Source organism: Ruegeria sp. BJ5 (genome assembly GCF_056537865.1).
On the sequence record NZ_JBQFSH010000002.1, the window covers coordinates 575668 to 592839 of the forward strand.

Annotated in this window: 18 protein-coding genes; 9 read left to right on the forward strand and 9 right to left on the reverse strand. The window is 63.4% G+C overall.

Going from position 1 to position 17172, the window contains the following annotated elements; translation table 11 throughout:
* Window positions 1-26: 26 nt before the first annotated feature.
* Entirely contained in the window at window positions 27-995 is a 969-nt protein-coding gene (locus tag ACR0NY_RS10340; RefSeq protein WP_170367750.1) for an agmatinase, read from the forward strand.
* Here ACR0NY_RS10340 and ACR0NY_RS10345 read toward each other — a convergent pair.
* The 8 genes from ACR0NY_RS10345 to ACR0NY_RS10380 all read right to left on the reverse strand — a co-directional run bounded on the left by ACR0NY_RS10345 (window position 992) and on the right by ACR0NY_RS10380 (window position 9785).
* The gene (locus tag ACR0NY_RS10345; RefSeq protein ID WP_170367749.1) at window positions 992-1972 is read right to left on the reverse strand and encodes an arginase family protein; all 981 of its coding nucleotides are present in this window, start codon (window positions 1970-1972) and stop codon (window positions 992-994) included. The genes ACR0NY_RS10340 and ACR0NY_RS10345 overlap by 4 nt on opposite strands.
* A 63-nt stretch (window positions 1973-2035) precedes the next feature.
* Window positions 2036-3625 carry an ABC transporter permease gene (locus tag ACR0NY_RS10350; protein ID WP_170367747.1) on the reverse strand — a complete coding sequence of 530 codons (1590 nt, stop codon included), beginning with the start codon at window positions 3623-3625 and terminating at the stop codon, window positions 2036-2038.
* Window positions 3618-4655: a quaternary amine ABC transporter ATP-binding protein gene (locus tag ACR0NY_RS10355; protein ID WP_170367745.1), complete on the reverse strand. Its 1038-nt coding sequence runs from the start codon at window positions 4653-4655 to the stop codon at window positions 3618-3620. Before ACR0NY_RS10355 ends, ACR0NY_RS10350 begins: the two co-directional genes overlap by 8 nt.
* An 84-nt stretch (window positions 4656-4739) precedes the next feature.
* Window positions 4740-5690 carry an ABC transporter substrate-binding protein gene (locus ACR0NY_RS10360; RefSeq protein ID WP_093964480.1) on the reverse strand — a complete coding sequence of 317 codons (951 nt, stop codon included), beginning with the start codon at window positions 5688-5690 and terminating at the stop codon, window positions 4740-4742.
* Between the two features lie 347 nt (window positions 5691-6037).
* Window positions 6038-6814, reverse strand: coding sequence for a heme ABC transporter ATP-binding protein (locus ACR0NY_RS10365; protein ID WP_170339607.1), 777 nt, complete (start codon window positions 6812-6814; stop codon window positions 6038-6040).
* Complete coding sequence (locus ACR0NY_RS10370) at window positions 6815-7888, reverse strand: FecCD family ABC transporter permease (protein ID WP_170367743.1); 1074 nt, start codon at window positions 7886-7888, stop codon at window positions 6815-6817. It lies immediately after the preceding gene.
* On the reverse strand, window positions 7885-8733 hold the full coding sequence (locus ACR0NY_RS10375; protein ID WP_254432844.1) for a heme/hemin ABC transporter substrate-binding protein: 849 nt from the start codon (window positions 8731-8733) through the stop codon (window positions 7885-7887). Before ACR0NY_RS10375 ends, ACR0NY_RS10370 begins: the two co-directional genes overlap by 4 nt.
* A complete protein-coding gene (locus tag ACR0NY_RS10380) occupies window positions 8733-9785 on the reverse strand; it encodes a hemin-degrading factor (RefSeq protein ID WP_170367740.1) in 1053 nt (350 codons plus the stop codon). The genes ACR0NY_RS10375 and ACR0NY_RS10380 overlap by 1 nt, the downstream gene beginning before the upstream one ends.
* Before the next feature lie 308 nt (window positions 9786-10093).
* Between ACR0NY_RS10380 and ACR0NY_RS10385 the strand changes: the two genes are divergently transcribed.
* Genes ACR0NY_RS10385 through ACR0NY_RS10410 form a run of 6 tightly spaced genes read left to right on the forward strand, consistent with a single transcriptional unit; the run spans window position 10094 to window position 14688 of the window.
* Window positions 10094-12058 (forward strand): TonB-dependent receptor domain-containing protein, encoded by a 1965-nt coding sequence (locus tag ACR0NY_RS10385; protein WP_254432843.1) that lies wholly within the window; start codon window positions 10094-10096, stop codon window positions 12056-12058.
* 23 nt (window positions 12059-12081) lie between these two features.
* A complete protein-coding gene (locus tag ACR0NY_RS10390) occupies window positions 12082-12528 on the forward strand; it encodes a hypothetical protein (RefSeq protein WP_217354827.1) in 447 nt (148 codons plus the stop codon).
* A 4-nt stretch (window positions 12529-12532) separates the two neighbouring features.
* On the forward strand, window positions 12533-13198 hold the full coding sequence (locus tag ACR0NY_RS10395; protein ID WP_170367736.1) for a MotA/TolQ/ExbB proton channel family protein: 666 nt from the start codon (window positions 12533-12535) through the stop codon (window positions 13196-13198).
* A 31-nt stretch (window positions 13199-13229) separates the two neighbouring features.
* Window positions 13230-13559, forward strand: coding sequence for a biopolymer transporter ExbD (locus ACR0NY_RS10400; protein ID WP_170339593.1), 330 nt, complete (start codon window positions 13230-13232; stop codon window positions 13557-13559).
* Window positions 13556-13951 carry an ExbD/TolR family protein gene (locus ACR0NY_RS10405; RefSeq protein WP_170340208.1) on the forward strand — a complete coding sequence of 132 codons (396 nt, stop codon included), beginning with the start codon at window positions 13556-13558 and terminating at the stop codon, window positions 13949-13951. The genes ACR0NY_RS10400 and ACR0NY_RS10405 overlap by 4 nt, the downstream gene beginning before the upstream one ends.
* The gene (locus tag ACR0NY_RS10410) at window positions 13948-14688 is read left to right on the forward strand and encodes an energy transducer TonB (protein WP_170367732.1); all 741 of its coding nucleotides are present in this window, start codon (window positions 13948-13950) and stop codon (window positions 14686-14688) included. The genes ACR0NY_RS10405 and ACR0NY_RS10410 overlap by 4 nt, the downstream gene beginning before the upstream one ends.
* A gap of 23 nt (window positions 14689-14711) precedes the next feature.
* Here ACR0NY_RS10410 and ACR0NY_RS10415 read toward each other — a convergent pair whose 3' ends face one another.
* Window positions 14712-15641: a LysR family transcriptional regulator gene (locus ACR0NY_RS10415; RefSeq protein WP_170367730.1), complete on the reverse strand. Its 930-nt coding sequence runs from the start codon at window positions 15639-15641 to the stop codon at window positions 14712-14714.
* A gap of 111 nt (window positions 15642-15752) precedes the next feature.
* Here ACR0NY_RS10415 and ACR0NY_RS10420 point away from each other — a divergent pair, with 111 nt between their 5' ends.
* Window positions 15753-16196, forward strand: a complete 444-nt coding sequence (locus ACR0NY_RS10420; RefSeq protein ID WP_170367728.1) for a cupin domain-containing protein — start codon at window positions 15753-15755, stop codon at window positions 16194-16196.
* A gap of 5 nt (window positions 16197-16201) precedes the next feature.
* Window positions 16202-17011 carry a glutathione S-transferase family protein gene (locus ACR0NY_RS10425; protein WP_170367726.1) on the forward strand — a complete coding sequence of 270 codons (810 nt, stop codon included), beginning with the start codon at window positions 16202-16204 and terminating at the stop codon, window positions 17009-17011.
* Window positions 17012-17172: the final 161 nt, after the last annotated feature.

Below are 17172 nucleotides of genomic sequence, written 5' to 3' on the forward strand. Positions count from 1 at the left end.
GGGCAAATGACGACACAGGGGGCCTCATGGCAAATGCGTTCTTTCAACCCGTCTCGGCGATGGAGCTGGCGCGCTTCGCCGGTGTCCCTACCTTCATGCGTCTGCCGGCCCTGACCGCGGACGACGACCGGATGGATCTGGTCGAGCTTGGGCTGGTCGGCATCCCCTGGGACGGGGGCACCACCAACCGGCCCGGCGCGCGGCATGGGCCGCGGCAGTTGCGCGACCAATCCACCATGATCCGCGCCATGAACCCGGTGACCGGGGTTGCCCCGTTCGAGTTGGTCAACTGTGCCGACCTGGGCGACGTGCCGCCCAACCCGGTGGATATCGAGGATACGCTGGACCGCGTCACCCGCTTCTACACCGACCTGACGCTGCGCGGCATCGTGCCCCTGACGGCGGGCGGCGATCACCTGACCACCCTTCCCGTCCTGCGGGCGCTGGCCAGCGACGGCCCGCTGGGGCTGATCCAGTTCGACAGCCATACCGACCTGTTCGACAGCTATTTCGGCGGGCACAAATACACCCATGGCACCCCGTTCCGCCGCGCGGTCGAGGAAGGATTGGTCGATCCCGAACGCTTCGTGCAGGTGGGCATTCGCGGCACCGCCTACAACACCGAGGATATCGAATGGGGCGAGGCGCAGGGCATCCGCATCATTCGCATCGAAGAGTTGTTCGACCGCGGCATCGACGATGTCATGGCCGAGGTCCGCTCCATCGTCGGCGACGCGCCCTGCTATTGCACCTATGACATCGATTTCGTGGACCCAACCCATGCCCCCGGCACCGGAACGCCCGAGATTGGCGGCCCCAACAGCTTTCAGGCCCAGCAGGTCATTCGCAAGCTGGAAGGTCTGAACCTTGTGGGCGCGGATCTGGTCGAGGTCTCGCCGCCCTTTGACCCGGCGGGCGGCACCGCGTGGCTGGGCATTTCGCTGATGTTCGAACTGCTGTGCGTGCTGGCCCAGGCGATCGACGCGCGGCGCTAGGCCCGCGCGACGTTCTCGGCGATCATCGAGATCATCTCGAACATCACCGCCGCCGCCGTCAGCGCGGTGATGTTGTTGGGGCTGTCCTTGGTCGGCATCATGCAGACCACATCGCCCCCGACGATGTTGAGCCCCCGCGCGGCATGCAGAATGCCTACGGCTTCGTCGATGTCAAAACCCTTCTCGCCGGGTTCCAGGTTCGACACGCCCGGCGCGATGGTCGGATCAAGGCAGTCGAGATCGAAGGTGATGTAGACCGGCCGGTCGCCCAGAACATCGCGCGTTTGGGCCACCACATCGGCCAAGCCACGCTGGCGGAACTCGCGCATGGTGACGATGTTGTAGCCATAGTCATATGAAGGCTGCAGCCAGTCCAGGCTGCGCGGATGCCCCCGCAACCCGATCTGCATCGACCGGGTCGGGTCCACCTGCCCCTGATCGGCCAAGTAAGCCCCCCAATGCGCGGCGGACTTCTTGGCCCCCAGGAAATGATCGACCTTGGTGAACACATCCGTATGCGCATCCAGATGCAGAAAGCTGACCGGTTGCCCGCCCGCCAGTTCGCCTCGGCCCAACGCCTGCACGATCCCGCCCGTGATCGAGTGATCGCCACCGATCGACACGGGCCGCGCACCGGCCGCGTCTATGTCACGGTAGAAGGCGGTGATACGCTCGATGCAGTCTTCGTTGTCGTTGGCGCGCGGAAACGGTACGTCGCCCACATCGGCGATGCGCGCGCTCGACCACGGGTCGATCTGGAACAGCGAATGCACCCGGCGCTGCACGGCCGAGACATGACGCAGCGCACGCGGGCCCAGATGCTGGTCGCGCTCGGTGGTGCCGTTGCCGGCGGAATGCGGCACGCCCACAAGGGCGATATCCTGGTCCTGCGGCCCCACATGGGGGCACCGGAACAGCGTGGGCACGCCCCACCAGTAAAGGTTGTCCATCATGGATTGTTCGTAGCGGTCCGCCATCGTGTCTCCCCGCTCTGAAATGAAACCGCCCCCACTGGTATTCCAGGGGGGGCGGCTGTCGCGTCAGATCTTTTCGTCTTCGCGTCGGAAGGCGCCCTGAACGATGCGGTCCATGACCATGGCCAGGAACAGGATCGCAAAACCGCCCAGCAGGCCCGGCCCCTTGGCCGCGTATTGCAGCGCCTCAAGGATTTCCTTGCCCAGGCCCCCGCCGCCGATCAGCGAGATGATCACGACCATCGACAGACACATCAGGATGGTCTGGTTCACGCCGGTCATGATCGACGGCAGCGCCAGCGGGATTTCCACGTCCTTCAGCAACTGCCATTTCGAGGCACCAAAGGCCACGGCGGCCTCTTTGATGCTTTCAGGCACCCCGCGCATGCCCAGCGCCGTCAGGCGGATCACCGGCGGCATGCCGAAGATGATCGTGGCCAGGATGCCCGGCGGGTTGCCGGTGCCAAAGAAGGCAATGATCGGGATCAGGTAAACGAAGGCCGGCAGAGTCTGCATCAGGTCCAGCACCGGCTCGGCCGCGCGATAGGCGCGTTTGGATTTGCCGAACCAGATGCCCAGCGGAATGCCGAAGGTGACGCACAGCAGCACGGCCGCGCCCACCAGTGCCACCGTCTCCATCGCAACGTCCCAATAGCCCAGCAGCGCGATATAGGCCAGCGACGCGGCGGTGAAGATCGCCACGCGCGGACCCGCTGCGCGCCACGCGGTCACGCAGATCACCAGCATGACCACGGGCCAGGGCGACCCGATCAGGGCCACGGTCAGCCCGTCCAGAACCGAGCGTACACCGGCAACGATCCCGTCGAAAATGTCTCCGCCCGCGGCGGCGGCGGCGTCGATCCGGGCCTCCATCCAGCTGGCCACGACCGAGAACAATGTTCCCTGATCAGGCCCGAGTATCATCTCGGACACTTGTTTTTCGGGGAAGGCATCCAGCAGCGGAAGCGAGGCATTCACTGTGAACTTGTAAACGATCAGCGGTCCGATCGCAGCGATCAGAACCGCCCCCAGAACCGTGTTCCGCGCCGAGCGGCCGCTTTCGGTGTTGTCGGGGTTGATCCGCCAGTTCGAGTACTGCTTTTCGTACACCCGGTCAGCGTAGAACCCCTGAACCAGCTTGAATACCAGCAGCATCAGTAGACCGGTGACCATGATCCCAAGGGCTTCGGACTGTGCCAGCTGCGCTTTCTCAAGGCTGCTGTCTGCCGCTTTCTGGATATTCGCGGCCAGTTTGTTGAACCGGTCTATGTCTGCCTTCTCGGTTGCATCCGCCGCGCGGGCCAGCAGCTCGTTTGCGCGTTCCTGCTGACGGGCCGCGCGTTCGGCCAGATCGGCCCCCGGGTTGCCCCAGGCTCCCCGCCCGATCTGCACCCAAGCGATGATCTCAAGGATCAGGAAGGTCCAGAACATCCCCCAGATCGCCCGCGAGGCGGACCAGAACGGCCCCAGCACCGCCGCCCACAGGTTGAACGTGTTCGGGATCGGGCTGGTTGCATCGTGGATCTTGTGAAAGGCGTTGACGTAATAATCACCATTGGGGCCTGCGAATTCGTGGATCGACCGATCCAGCGCCTCGCGGTCCACTTCGATGTCGGAGGCGGCCGTGACTTTCAATTCCGTGGTTGCATCAGTCATTTTTGCCCCCCTGAATTCCGCGCAACAGGCGTGGTTTGGTCACGACGCCGACATCCTGACCGCCATCGGTAATCACCACCGGAAGCTCGGTGTTCACGGCCAGATCGATCAGCTGGTCGAGGTCTGCGCCCTCATCGGCACGCGGCGCGCCATCCAGCGGGCCGGTATAACTCTCCAACGGCTCCATGATCGAATGTGCCTTGACCAGTTTGAGTTTGGATATGCCCTGCACGAACTCGCGCACATAGTCGTCGGCCGGGTTCATCACGATGTCCTCGGGCGTGCCGATCTGGACGATCACACCGTCCTTCATGATGGCGATGCGGTGGCCGATGCGGATCGCCTCGTCCAGGTCATGGGTGATGAACAGCGTGGTCTTTTTCAGCTGCGCAACCAGAGCCTTGAACTGATCCTGCAACTGTAGCCGGATCAGCGGGTCCAGCGCCGAGAATGGTTCGTCCATCAACAGGATTTCCGGGTCCGAAGCCAGCGCGCGCGCAATGCCCACGCGCTGCTGCATCCCGCCCGACAGTTCCTTGGGCAACCGGTCCTCGTAGCCGGTCAGGTCCACCAGGCCCAGCGCATGATCGGAGACCGCCCAGCGCTTGGATTTCGAGACTTTGCGGATCTCAAGCGGATAGGCCACGTTGTCGCGCACGGAACGGTGCGGCATCAGCGCCATGTGCTGGAATACCATTCCGATCTGCTGCGCGCGGATGCGGCGCAGCTCGGACTCGGAGATCTTGGACACGTCCTGCCCCATGATCTCGATCTTTCCGGCCGTGGGCTCGATCAGGCGATTGACATGGCGCACAAGGGTCGACTTGCCTGAACCCGACAGGCCCATTATGCAAAAAATCTCGCCACGCGGCACTTCGAACGTGGCGCCTTGAACACCCACCACGCAATTGAATCTTTCAAGAACTTCAGGTTTTCCAATACCTTCATTCCGGACCGCAGCCATGGCTTCTTCGGCCCGTGCGCCGAAAATTTTCCAGACATTTTCTAGTTTTACGACAGGTTCGTCCATTTGCCCCTCATCTACGGGGTTGCATCCCGGCAAACAGGCAAAGGGCCGCCGCGATCAGTCGCGACGGCCCCATGCGTTTGTGATTTAGTTCGTCAGCCAGCCGATAACGGTGTCTTCGTTTTCAGCCACCCACTGGCGGGCGAAATCGGCTGCTTCGATGTTGTCCACAGCCAGCGCCTTGCCCATCGCGCTCAGATCATCACCCTGCATCTGGTAGTTGCGGAACAGGGCCGCGACCTCGGGATGGTTTTCCTCAAGCTCTTTGGCGTAGTGCAGGTGCAGAGTTGCCCCGTTCCACGCGGTCGAGGCCTCGGATTTGTCCAGCCAGTCCGGGTCATCGGTGGGCTGAACGATCGTCCAAGTGGCCGGATCATGCGGCGGCTCTTCCAGCACGGTCAGTTCTTGGGTCACGAAGATGTAGTGCGGGCTGTAGCAGAACCCGATCCACGGATCGCCGGCCTTGGTCGCGTTTGCCAAATTGGCGTAGGCGATGGTTTCTTCGTACTCGGTCAGCTCGAAGATCTGGTCATAGCCATAGGACTTGGCGCGGATCTTCTCGACCACGGTCGACGCCCAGCCGGGTGCGCCGATCCAAACCTCGGGGGTACCGTTTCCGTCAGTGTCGAAGATGGCCATCTTGTCCGGATCGCTCAGGTCGTCGATGGATTTGATGTCATATTCCTCGGCAATGTAGGTCGGAACGCACATACCCTGCTCGGCCTGAACCGGGTTCTCGTTCATCACGACTGTGCCGTTCTGTTTGACATAGGTGTCGTGCAGGTTCTGCTGGTTCGGCATCCAGACTTCCGGGTGGACGTGCATCGCGCCGGAATCCATCGCTTCGAACACGATGGGGTTGGTCCCGTTCTGCAATTCGACATCAAGGCCCAGGTTTTCTTCGATAACGACTTCAAGAATGTGCGCGGTGGCGTTCACCGACGCCCAGTTCGGGACACCGATCACGATATCGGCAGCAAAAACCGGGGCAGCGACCGCCATCGATGCGCCCCCCAGTAACGTAGCAAGTTTGTTCATGTTGCATCTCTCCATGTTGGTCGTCTTCGGCGCTGATTCTCGTTGATCGAAAGCGATCAGGCGGACGGGCCTGATCGTCGAGATCGGGTCAGCGTCTCGGGTGTATTGAGCGCGTTTCGCATGTGAACACGCCCCGCACTGAAAAAAGTGAAGCACCTGCCGTTTGACCCATCAAGCGCAACTTCGAACCGGGGTCACGGTTTCGAAATTCTCGCAGAGTGGTTTCGCTAAATTCCGAATAGCGGTCCCACGCGTCATGGTGAAACCCGTGAGACCGTGCGTTGGATTGGTACGCCTGCTGCATGAAATCTGGCTGCCATGCAGTTTGGCTCAGTGGGGATTGGGCCTCAAACCAGAGCCTGCGGCAAGACAAACGGAACGTCAGTTGCCGGCAGCGTGCTGACCGGCAGATCGATGCCGTAGACCTGCCGCATCACCTCGTCGGTCATGACGTCCGAAACCGCCCCGGTGCGCCAGACCTCTCCGTTCGACAGAACGCAGACCTTGTCGGCGAACAACGCGGTCAGGTTCAGGTCATGCATCACGACCACGACGCCCCCGCCCTGATCGGCGAATTCGCGCGCGATGCGCAGAACCGTGAACTGATGCGCGATGTCCAGGCTGGCGACGGGCTCGTCCAGTAACAGCCAGCGCGGCCGGTCGCGCCGCACCGAGCTCCAGACCTGGGTCAGAACGCGCGCAAGCTGCACGCGTTGCTGCTCGCCGCCGGACAGGTTCTGGTACGAGCGCGGCTCGAACCCCGCAAGATCGACATGCGCCATCGCGCGCGACGGCAGGGCGTCGTCGCCGTTGGCCAGGCCGCCGGGCAGGCCCAGGCGTACGACTTCCAGCGCGGTGAAGGGAAAGGCGACGGCCGAGGATTGCGGAAGAACGCCCCGCATCGCCGCCAGTTCCCAGGGCTGCAGAGCCGCGATGTCCTGGCCGTTCAAGGTGATACGGCCGGTGTACAGGATGTCGCCCGACAGCGCCCTAAGCAAGGTGGATTTGCCCGAGCCGTTGGGCCCGATGATCGCGGTGACCTGTCCGGGTTCGGCCAGGAAATCCACATCGCGCAGGATCTGCTTGCGCCCGATGCGGACGCTGACATTTTCAGCTTTCATCATTCACATACCCATCGATCCGTGGCGGCGCAGCAGGATCCAGAAGAACACCGGCGCGCCCAGAATGGCCGTGACGATGCCGATCGGCAGCTCGGCCGGGGCCACGATCACCCGGCTGATCATGTCGGCGGCCAGCAGCAGGGCGGCGCCCAGCAAGGCCGCATTCACCAGCAACCGGTGGTGATCGGGGCCGGTGCCCAGCCGCAGCAGATGCGGCACGACGATGCCGATGAACCCGATCCCACCCGACACGGCCACGGCCGCGCCGGTGGCGGCGGCCACAGTCAGGATCGCGATGCTCTTGCTGCGTTGCACCGGAATACCGATGTGATGCGCCACCGCTTCGCCCATGGCCAGGCCATTCAAGGCGCGGGCCAGACGCTGCGCGCACAGGATCGACGCCAGTATCAGAGGCGCGGCGGTCGCCACCTTGGTCCAGGTCGCGCCGGCCAGAGACCCCATGCCCCAGAATGTCAGATCGCGCAGCTGCTGATCGTCGGCGATGTACACCATGACCCCCGACACCGCGCCCGACAGGGCCGCCAGGGCGATTCCGGCCAGCAGCATCGTGGCCACCGAGGTCTGCCCTTGACGCGTCGAAACGCGATAGAGGATCAGGACCGACGCCCAGCCGCCCAGAAAGGCGGCAACCGCGACCAGGCCACTGCTGACCCAGGCCAGAACGGCGGCGGGCAGAAGGTTGCCGAAGACGATGGCGGTGATCGCGCCCAGCCCTGCCCCCGCGCTGACGCCGACAATGCCCGGATCCGCCAGCGGGTTGCGGAACAGCCCCTGCATCACCACGCCCGACACCGCCAGCGCCGCGCCGACCAGGATGCCCATCGCCAGCCGCGGCAGGCGGATGTCCCACAGCACGATCCGGTTCAGATCCGACAGGCCCCGGCCATGCAGCAGATCTGAAACGGCCATCTTCAACGAGGCCTCGGACGCGCCGACCGAGATGCTGGCCACGCTGGTCACGGCCAGAAGGCCGATCAAGGCCAGCGTCACCCATGCAGCCCGCGACCTGCGGGCCGCGGCGGTCGGGGGCGCGCCGTTGTCCAGTGGCAGCGTCATGAGCCCCTGACGCTCCGCAATGCGGCCGACAGATCCATAACCGCGTCGGCGGTGCGCGGGCCGAAGCCCAGCAGATAGGCGCCGGGCATCCGGATCAGCGCCCGGTTCCGCCCCGCCGGAGTCAGCCGGACCGCGGGCAGCGCGAACAGCTCTTCATCCGAGATGGTCGGCTCGCCTTGGCGCTCCATCATCAGGATCACGTCCGGCGCGGTGGCGGCCATGGCTTCGGGCGTCATCGTCTTGAAACCCGTCACATCCGCGGCCCCGTTTTTGCCTCCGGCCATCCGGATGATGGTGTCTGCCTGGGTCTCGGCCCCGCCGACGACAAATTCGCTGCCCCGAGCCGAAAGCAGGAACAGCACGTTCACCGGCGCGTCCTGCGCGTCGGGCGCCTGGGCCAGCGCCCGGTCCAGCCGGCGTGCGGTTTCGGCCGCCAGGGCTTCGGCCTCGGCCTCGACCCCCAGCGCGACACCCACGGCGCGGATCTTGTCGATGACGCCATCACGCGAGAATTCGTCGGCAATGGTGACGTAATCCACGCCGGCCTCTTGCAGCACCACGATGGTCTCGGGCGGGCCCGACCCTTCGAGCGCCAGGATCAGGTCGGGGGCAACCGACAGCACGCCCTCGGGCGACAGGGCCCGGCGATACCCGACATCGGGCAGATCCGCCGCCTCGGGCGGATAGATCGAACTGCGGTCACGGCCGACCAGCCGGTGCTGCTGGCCCAGGGCATGGACGATCTCGGTCAGCGAGCTGCCGATGGCGATCACGCGTTTGCTCTCGGCCTGCGCGGCCGCGGCCGAAACCAGCAATGCCGCACAGAGTGTCACCAGGCCCCGCATCATGCCGCTCCGGTATCGGCCGGGCCGGGCAGCGCGGCCACCAGCGCATCCCAGGCGGGGCGATGATCGGCCTCGCCGGTGCGGCGCCCGAAGATCTGCAGGATCAGGGCGCCGTCCGCGTCGAAGGCTTCGACCGAGATTGCCGGGCCGCGCTGGGTCGGCTTGTCGACGGCCCAGACCTCGGCGATGTGATCGCTGCGCAGATGCAGGTTGAAGCCCGGATCCAGCACGTTGAACCACGGCCCCATCTGCTGAAGATTCCGCACCCGCCCGCCGTGGATCTCGATGCAGCCGCGGTTGCCGACGAAGATCATCACCTCGATCTGCTGATCCCTCACCTGTTCGAACAGGCCGGTGACCGCCGCGGGATCAACCGCGCGGGCCAGCGGTTCGCCCGCGATGCGATAGGCGCCCAGCCGGTTCATTTTGAGCTTGGAGGTCAGGCGCAGGAACTGGTGCGTGTCCGTCATCTTTGCCCATTCGTGGCGCAGGGCGTCGGCCTTGTCGGCATTGGCCTTGGGTCCTTCGGCCGGTTTGCGCGGCGCGACCGCCATCGTCTGGCCTTGATCCTCGGCGGCCAGTGTCCGGACCAAGCTGCCCCAGTGGCCTAGGTCCGAGCCATCGCGCAGGATGATCTTGTGAACCGCGTCCCCGGCCGCATCGAACACCTGGATCGAGCGGCGCAGACCGGCCTCGGTTTCCCGCTCGACGGCAAAGACATGGTGCCATTGCGCGGGGAACATGCGCAGGTCGATCTCTTCGGTCAGCACCATCGCGGCATGCTGGCCGCTGTGGTAATTGTCGTATCGCCCGATCTTTTCGATCACGCAGGACGGGTTGCGCGTCAGCGCCATGACCTCGCCCAAACCAGCCAACTGGCCGAACAGCCCGTCAAGGCCGGGGTTCAGCCGCGTTACGCCCTGCCCGGCAAAGGCCGCGACCAGCTGGCCCTCGCTCAACCCCAGCGATTCCGCGAAATCGCGGTCTCGCTGGCCTGTCTTCTGCGCATAGGCGGCACGAATATCCTGAGGAGCCATAAGCACCTGTTCCATAGCGGGTTTCCCGTCTTCTTCGTGGTTCCAAGGGGGTGCTGGCCCGGGCGCTGATCGCAATCAGAGACCTGCTGGCAGTGCCGAAATTACAGGCACGAAATTATGTTGACTGTTTTAGTCACCTTTATTAACGAGCACAAGTCGCCGCGAACAGGCGATTCCAAAAAACAGAAAAAAAAACTGACCAGCGCCAGCGAACTGCAAGCATCTCCGGTCCTCACACTTGTTTCGAAGGGACAGAAATGCGTGCGCGTACTCATATTGCAGGCCTGCTTGGGACTGCCTCTTGCCTTGGTTTGATGGCGTCCATGGTTTGGGCGCAGGAACAGGATGACGGGTTCCTCGGGACCCTGGAACTGGGCGAAAGCAAACGCGAGATCCAGACCGGCACCGCGGTTCCGGTCACGAATATCGACCAGGAAGAGATCAACGACCGTCAGGCCAACACGGTGGCCGAGCTGATCGATTCGGTTCCCGGCGTCACCTTGGTGAACGGCTCGACCCCGCAAGGATCGGGCATCAACATCCGCGGATACGGGGCCAACGGCACCTTCGGCACCGACCAGAAGGTTCTGATCCTGGTCGACGGCGCCACCACCGGCGCGGAAGAGCTGTACCGGATCGGCAACCAGCTGTTCACCGATCCGCAGCTGTACAAAAGCGTCTCGGTCATCCGCGGCACGGTCGGGTCCTTCGAATACGGCTCGGGCGTCGTCGGCGGCGTGGTTCAGCTGGAAACCAAGGACGCGTCGGACTTCACCGGCGGCGAGCCGGGGTTCCGCTTCCGCCAGACGCTCGAGGGGTATTCCAACGGCAACGGCTTTGCCTCGTCGTCGATCCTGGCGTGGCAACCCAACCGGCAGACCGAATTCCTGTTCAACTATACCTATCGCGACCAAAGCGATCAGAAGGACGGGAACGGCGACACGATCGGCAACAGCGCCTTTACCCTGCCGTCGCTGCTGGCCAAAGGGAAATACAGCTTTGGCGACAACCTTGAACATTCGATCACCGCGTCCTGGAACCAGTCCACCTCGGAAGAGCGCGACGTGCCCTATGATTCCTTCGGCACGACGGCGGACGCCTTCGGCAACGTGGACCGCGACATCGAAACCCGGATCGCCGTTCTGCGCTATCAGTACCGGCCGGCCAGCAACGATCTGGTCGATCTGGACGTCAATCTCAGCTATTCCGAGCAGGCCATCGACAGCAGCTATGTGCCCGGTTCGTCCAGTTTGGAGGGAACGCCCTTCTTCCCCGGCATCCGGGCGCTGGCCGATGCCACGCACAATTACGAAACCACCAAGCTTACGATCAAGAACAGTTCGTATTTCCAGACCGGGGCCGCGTCGCATGATCTGCGGTTCGGGGTGGAATTCATCGACCGCGAGCGGCTGGATGCCCCATCGGCGCCGGGCGGCACCGACCGCCGCATCGCGCTGTTTGCGGTTGACGACGTCCAGTTCAACGACCGGCTGACCGTCACGCCCGCGCTGCGGTACGAAACGCAGGACATCAAGGGCAACGGCGACGCGGCCGCGCCCTTCAACGGCAGCTATGACAACGACGCGCTGATGGGCGGCCTGTCGGCCCGTTATGAATTCGCCAGCGGCTTCGCGGTATTCGCGGGCGGGGCCTATACCGAAAGCCTGCCGATCATCGACGATCTGGGCACACCGCTCTACATGACCAAGCCCGAGAAATCCCGCACCTGGGAGGCCGGCATTTCCTATGACAGCGGCGACATCTTCGCCACCGGCGACGTCCTGCGCGCCAAGGTCAATGTATACAGCACCGATCTGTGGGACATCACCTCGTACGTGTCGGGCACTCCGTCCCAGCCCCTGTCCAAGGTCGAAACCGAGGGCGTCGAGATTGAAGCCTCCTATGCCCATGCCACGGGCTTCTACTTCGATTTCAACGCCAACATCGTCAGCGCCACCGAGTTCAGCGCGGCGGGCATCGGATCGCCGTGGCGCAACGAACCCACGGATTCGGCGCGGATAACCCTGGGCAAGCGGTTTGGCGAAACCCTGGATGTCAGCTGGGAGATCTTCGGCGCCAAGTCGGGGCTCAATACCTCGGGCGATCCAGTAGCCGGATACGGGGTGAACACCCTGCGCGCGACCTATCTGCCGCAAGAGGGCGCGCTGGCCGGGTTCGAGCTGCGCGCGGGGATCGAGAACATCTTTGACAAGGCCTATCAGCCGAACCTGTCGACCCGCAATTCGCCGGGCCGGAATTTCAAGCTGACCGTGGCCAAGACCTTCTGAACCCCTCAGGGAAAGGACCCGTCATGACAAAAGCTGTGCAAAATCTTGTTCGGGCGGTCCTGCTGGCCCTGCCCCCCATCGCGGCGGCGGGGTTGGCCAGTGCCGAAGACACGCAGGGCGCGGGCGGCGTCACGATCGAGCTCAGCTCGGCCGTGGACCAGGATCAGGGCTGCCTGCTGAGCTTCGTGGTCGAAAACGCCCACCCCGCCGATATCGGCGGCGCCGTCTATGAAACGGTGCTGTTCGGCGCGCAAGGCGAAGTGGCCCTGCTGACACTGCTGGATTTCCAGGACCTGCCCGCCGGGCGGCCCCGCGTGCGCCAGTTCAAATTCGCCGGCCTGGCCTGCAATCAGATCAGCCGGATCCTGATCAACGGGGTGCAGGACTGCGCCTATCCCGGCGATCTGGCCGATGCCTGCCTGTCCGGTCTGACGCTGCGCAGCCGCCTTGAGACCGAATTGATTGGATGATCCGATGGATGCGTTTCTGCAAAGACTGACCGCAATTCTGGACCTGGGCGGCCCGGTCGTGGCGGTGTTGATCGCGACCTCGGTCGCGACAATGGCGCTGATCCTCTACAAGCTGTGGCAATACAAGGCCGCCGGGGTCGGGAGGCATGTCGAGCTGTCGCTGGCCATCGAAGCCTGGGACCGCAGCGACCGGGCAACCGCGCGCGCGCATCTGGACCGAAGCCGCAGCTATCTGGCGCCGGTGGTCGCCATGGCGCTGGACGGGCACGGCCCGGAACTGATGGACCGCGCCGATGCCGAGGCCGAGGCGCGCTTTGCCGGGCTGGAACGCGGGCTGAACGTGCTGGACATAATCTCGCAGCTTGCGCCGCTGCTGGGGCTGTTCGGCACCGTGCTGGGCATGATCGAGGCCTTCCGCACCCTTCAGGAGGCCGGCAACGCGGTGGATCCGGCGCTGCTGGCCGGCGGCATCTGGGTTGCGTTGATGACGACCGCCGCAGGGCTGGCCGTGGCCATGCCCACCTCGCTGGTCCTGACCTGGTTCGAGGCGCGCATGACCCGCGAACGGGTCTTTGCCAACCGCGCCCTGCGCACGGTGTTTGCCCCCGGCCACGCCGCCGCGCCACGCCCGGCCATCCCGCCATCCGAGGCGCTGGCCCATGGCGCTTGAACCCCGCACGAGGCGGCGCCGGCGCCTGTCGATGACATCCCTGATCGATGTCATCTTTCTGCTGCTGCTGTTCTTCATGCTCACCTCGACCTTCTCGAAATATGCCGAGATCGAACTGACCACCGCCGCGGCGGGCGGGTCGCAGGCCCAGCGGTCCATCCGCTTCATCAAGCTGGAACGCGACCGCATCCTGATCGACGGCACCGAAGTCGCGCCCGACGCCGTCGCCGCCCGGTTCGACGGCCGAACCGACCAGCTGGCCTTGATCAGCCTGGGCGGCGGGGCGACCTCGCAGCAGTTGATCGACTTGTTGACCGCCCTTGAACCCGTGTCCCGCCTCAGCACGCAGGTCATCGGATGATCCGGCTGACCCCCAAAACGAAACCCGGCCGCGAACCGACGATCGCCCTGATCAACGTGGTCTTTCTGATGCTGGTCTTCTTCATGATCGCGGGCACGCTGGCGCCGCCCCTGGGCAAGTCGGTGCAACTGGTGCGGACGGCGGATCTTGAAGGGCGCGAGCCCCCGGATGCGCTGGTCATCCGCGCCGACGGCGTGCTGGAATATCGCGGAGCCGAGCTGACGGATGTGGCGGCCTATGTCGAGCGCGCCTCGATTGACCTGCCATTGGATGCCGTGCGGCTGGTGCCCGACCGGGCCTTGCCGGCGGTGCGGCTGAAACAGGTCAGCGACGCCCTGCGGGCCCTGGGCGCCAATAGGGTCTTCGTCGTGACCGAACGGGGCCTGCCATGATCCCGCAATCCCGCACTATGGCCACCGTGCTGGTCGTGCTGGCCGCCGCGACCCACGCCGCCGCCCTGTTCGAATTCGACACGGACGAGGCAGTTCTCATCGAAGGCGGTGGCGCAGTTGCCCCTGTGGCGCTGGGGTCCTCGTTCCGGGACTATGCGGCCGGAACCGTGTCCCCGCCCCCCGCCACCACCCGTCACTCACCCGTTGCCCCAGCACAGACCTCGCCAGAGGCCCCGGCGGACCGTGCGCGCGCGCAGCCGGCCACCAGGTTACAGGCGCAGGCCCTGGCCCAGCGGCAGAACTCCCATACGCCGACCCTGCAAAAACCCGAGCCGCAGCAGGCCCGGCCTCCAAAACCACCCACCCCGACCGGCAATGCCGCGGTCAGCCGTAAAAAGGGCAGCGCCACCGGCAACGCGGCGACCGGGGCGGCCTCGGCGAAACGGACGAACCGCGCCGCGCAGGAGCAGGGCAATGCCGAGGCCAGCACGTATTCTGGTCTGGTCAAGCGCAAGATTCTGCGAGCCCAGCGCAAAAGCGTGAAAATCCAAGGCTCGGTTCTGGTGGCCTTTCGCATCGCCGACAACGGCGCGCTGGCTTCGGTCAGCGTTGCCCGCAGTTCGGGCTCGTCCCGGCTGGATCAGGTCGCACTGGCACAGGTCCGGGCTGCCGCGCCCTTCCCGCCGCCGCCGGCCTCGGCCCGCCGCGCCTATTCAATGGAAATCGTCAGCAAATAGAAACTCAAACCATGCTAATCCGACTACCTGGTGTCCAGCGGCTTCAGCAGATCGAACACCTGTTGCCGCATCCATTTTGCCATCGGATTTGCATCCGATCGTCTGTGCCAGATAGCTATGATGTTGACGGGTTCGATTTCGAACGGCGGGGCAAGGACCTTCAGGCCGAACTCCGGCGCAAACTTCCTGGCCAGCTGAGAAGGCACCAAGGCCACAAGATCGCTTGCACTGACTACTCGGCACACCCCTGAAAACACCGGAAGCGTCATCGCGACGTGCCTTTTCCGACCAACTTTCGCCAGAGCCGCATCACCCATCGCCGCCAGTTTGCCCTCGGGTGAGAACAGCACATGCGACAAGGCGCAGAACGTTTCCATCGGGAGTTCAGCACCGTCTTCGATCTGTACAAAGAATGGGTTGTCAACGCGGCCGACTACCATGAAGGACGACCGAAACAGCACCTCTCGGCTGATCCAATCCGGTGCATCTGTATCCGGGATCAACGCGAGATCAGCATTGTAGCGCTCAAGACTCTCGACATAGTTCTCGGGAACAAGATCCACCAATTGCGCGACCATCTTCGGAGCCTTGCGGTTCAGAACACCCCCCAGGCCGGGCATCAGCAGCTCGGCGAAAAAGTCGCTGGCCGCGATCTTGAAGGTTTCGGATGCTTGCCTGGGATCGAAATCGTCATTGCGGCTCAGCAGACTTTCCAGTCGATTGAGTTCCTCACGCAGCCCGTCCTTGATCGAAACCGCAAAATCCGTTGGGACAAGCTGATTTCCCCGCCGCACAAACAGATCGTCACCCAAGGCGTGCCGCAGGCGGTTCAACGCATTCGACACTGCCGATTGCGAAACCCCAAGTCTTTCCCCTGCCTTGGTGGTGGACCCCGCCGTCAGAATCGCATCAAGAACACGGAGCAGGTTCAGATCAAGCGTTGCGAAATTCATGTCGGTAATACCGCGTATTATGAACTTTCGTTAGATTGATACCGTTTTTTTCGCCTACAAGTAAGGTACCGAAAGCGCTTTCGTTTCATGTCGGATCAGAGGACAGAAGCGATGCATGATCATCTGGTTGATGACGCCACGCTTGAATGGCAGGGCGTTCGTTACAAAACAATTCTGGACCCCGCCGAAACCGGGGGCGCCATGTCGATTGTAGACAGCCTTTCGCCGGTCGGAAGCGGTCCACCACGGCACATCCATCACGCTGAAGACGAAGTCTTCGTGATTTTGACCGGTGTCTGCAAAGTCTGGGTCGAAGGTGTCGAAACGCGTGTCGGCCCGGGCGAAAGCATCTTCATACCCCGCGGAAAGGAGCACACGTTCAAGGTCATCAGTGATGAGCCCAGCCGTCACCTTGTCATTCTCACACCGGGAGGTTTCGAGGGCTTTTTCCACGCCATGGCAACGGCCCAGCACAAAATTCCGGAAGACATGCCGGACATCGAGGCCGTAGCCGCCAAGTATAACCTGTCATTTACTGGCCCTCCATTGGATTGAACGTCATGACCCAGCACATCGTCTATCATATTCCCGTGTGTCCCTTTTCACAGCGGCTTGAAATTCTGCTGGCGTTGCGGGGGATGAGGGACCGGGTGGAGTTCCGCGTCGTGGACATCACCAAACCCCGCGATCCAGAGCTGCTGAAGAAAACGCGCGGAACGACCGCTCTGCCGGTTCTCGAGACTCCGGACGGGCAGATCATCAAGGAAAGCCTCGTGATCCTGCGCTATCTCGATGAAATGCTCGAAGGGCCAAAGCTGCGGCGCAGCGACCCGGCCGAGCATGCGGTCGAGTCGATGCTGATTGCCAAAGAGGGCGCCTTCACGATGACCGGCTACGTCTATGTGATGAACCAGGACCCCGCGCAGAAAGATGCCCACAACGAAAAACTGCTCGCGCTTTATCGTGACCTCAATGACTTTCTTCTGACCCACAACCCGAACGGTGTTTTTCTGTTCGATCAGTTCGGGTTGGCCGAGGCGGTATTAACACCGATGTTCCAACGCTTCTGGTTTCTGGAATACTACGAAGACTTTGAACTCCCGCAAAACGGCGAGTACGACAGAGTCCGAAACTGGAAAGCCGCCTGCATGGCCCATGAGGCCACGGGGCAGGTGACACAAGAAGAAATCGTGAAACTCTACTACGACTATGCCTTGGGTGCCGGAAACGGAGCGTTGGTGGGCGGCCGCAAAGTGTCGAGCTTTGCGTTCGAGCCACATTGGAAGTTGAGGCCAATGCCGCCGCGGGACAAATACGCCGGGACGGCATCGGACAAAGAACTTGGGCTGGTAGTCCCGGCATCTGATTGAATCCAGAAGGCCCCCGGGTCAATTGTCCCCCCTCCGCGGGGTCCGACGCCCACAACACGCATTCGGATATGGCCCGGTGGTGCACCGCCGGTCTTACGTCGCGAGTACCGGCTGATGAAACCGGACCAATCCGAGGCTTCTGGGCGCGGAACCGTTGAACC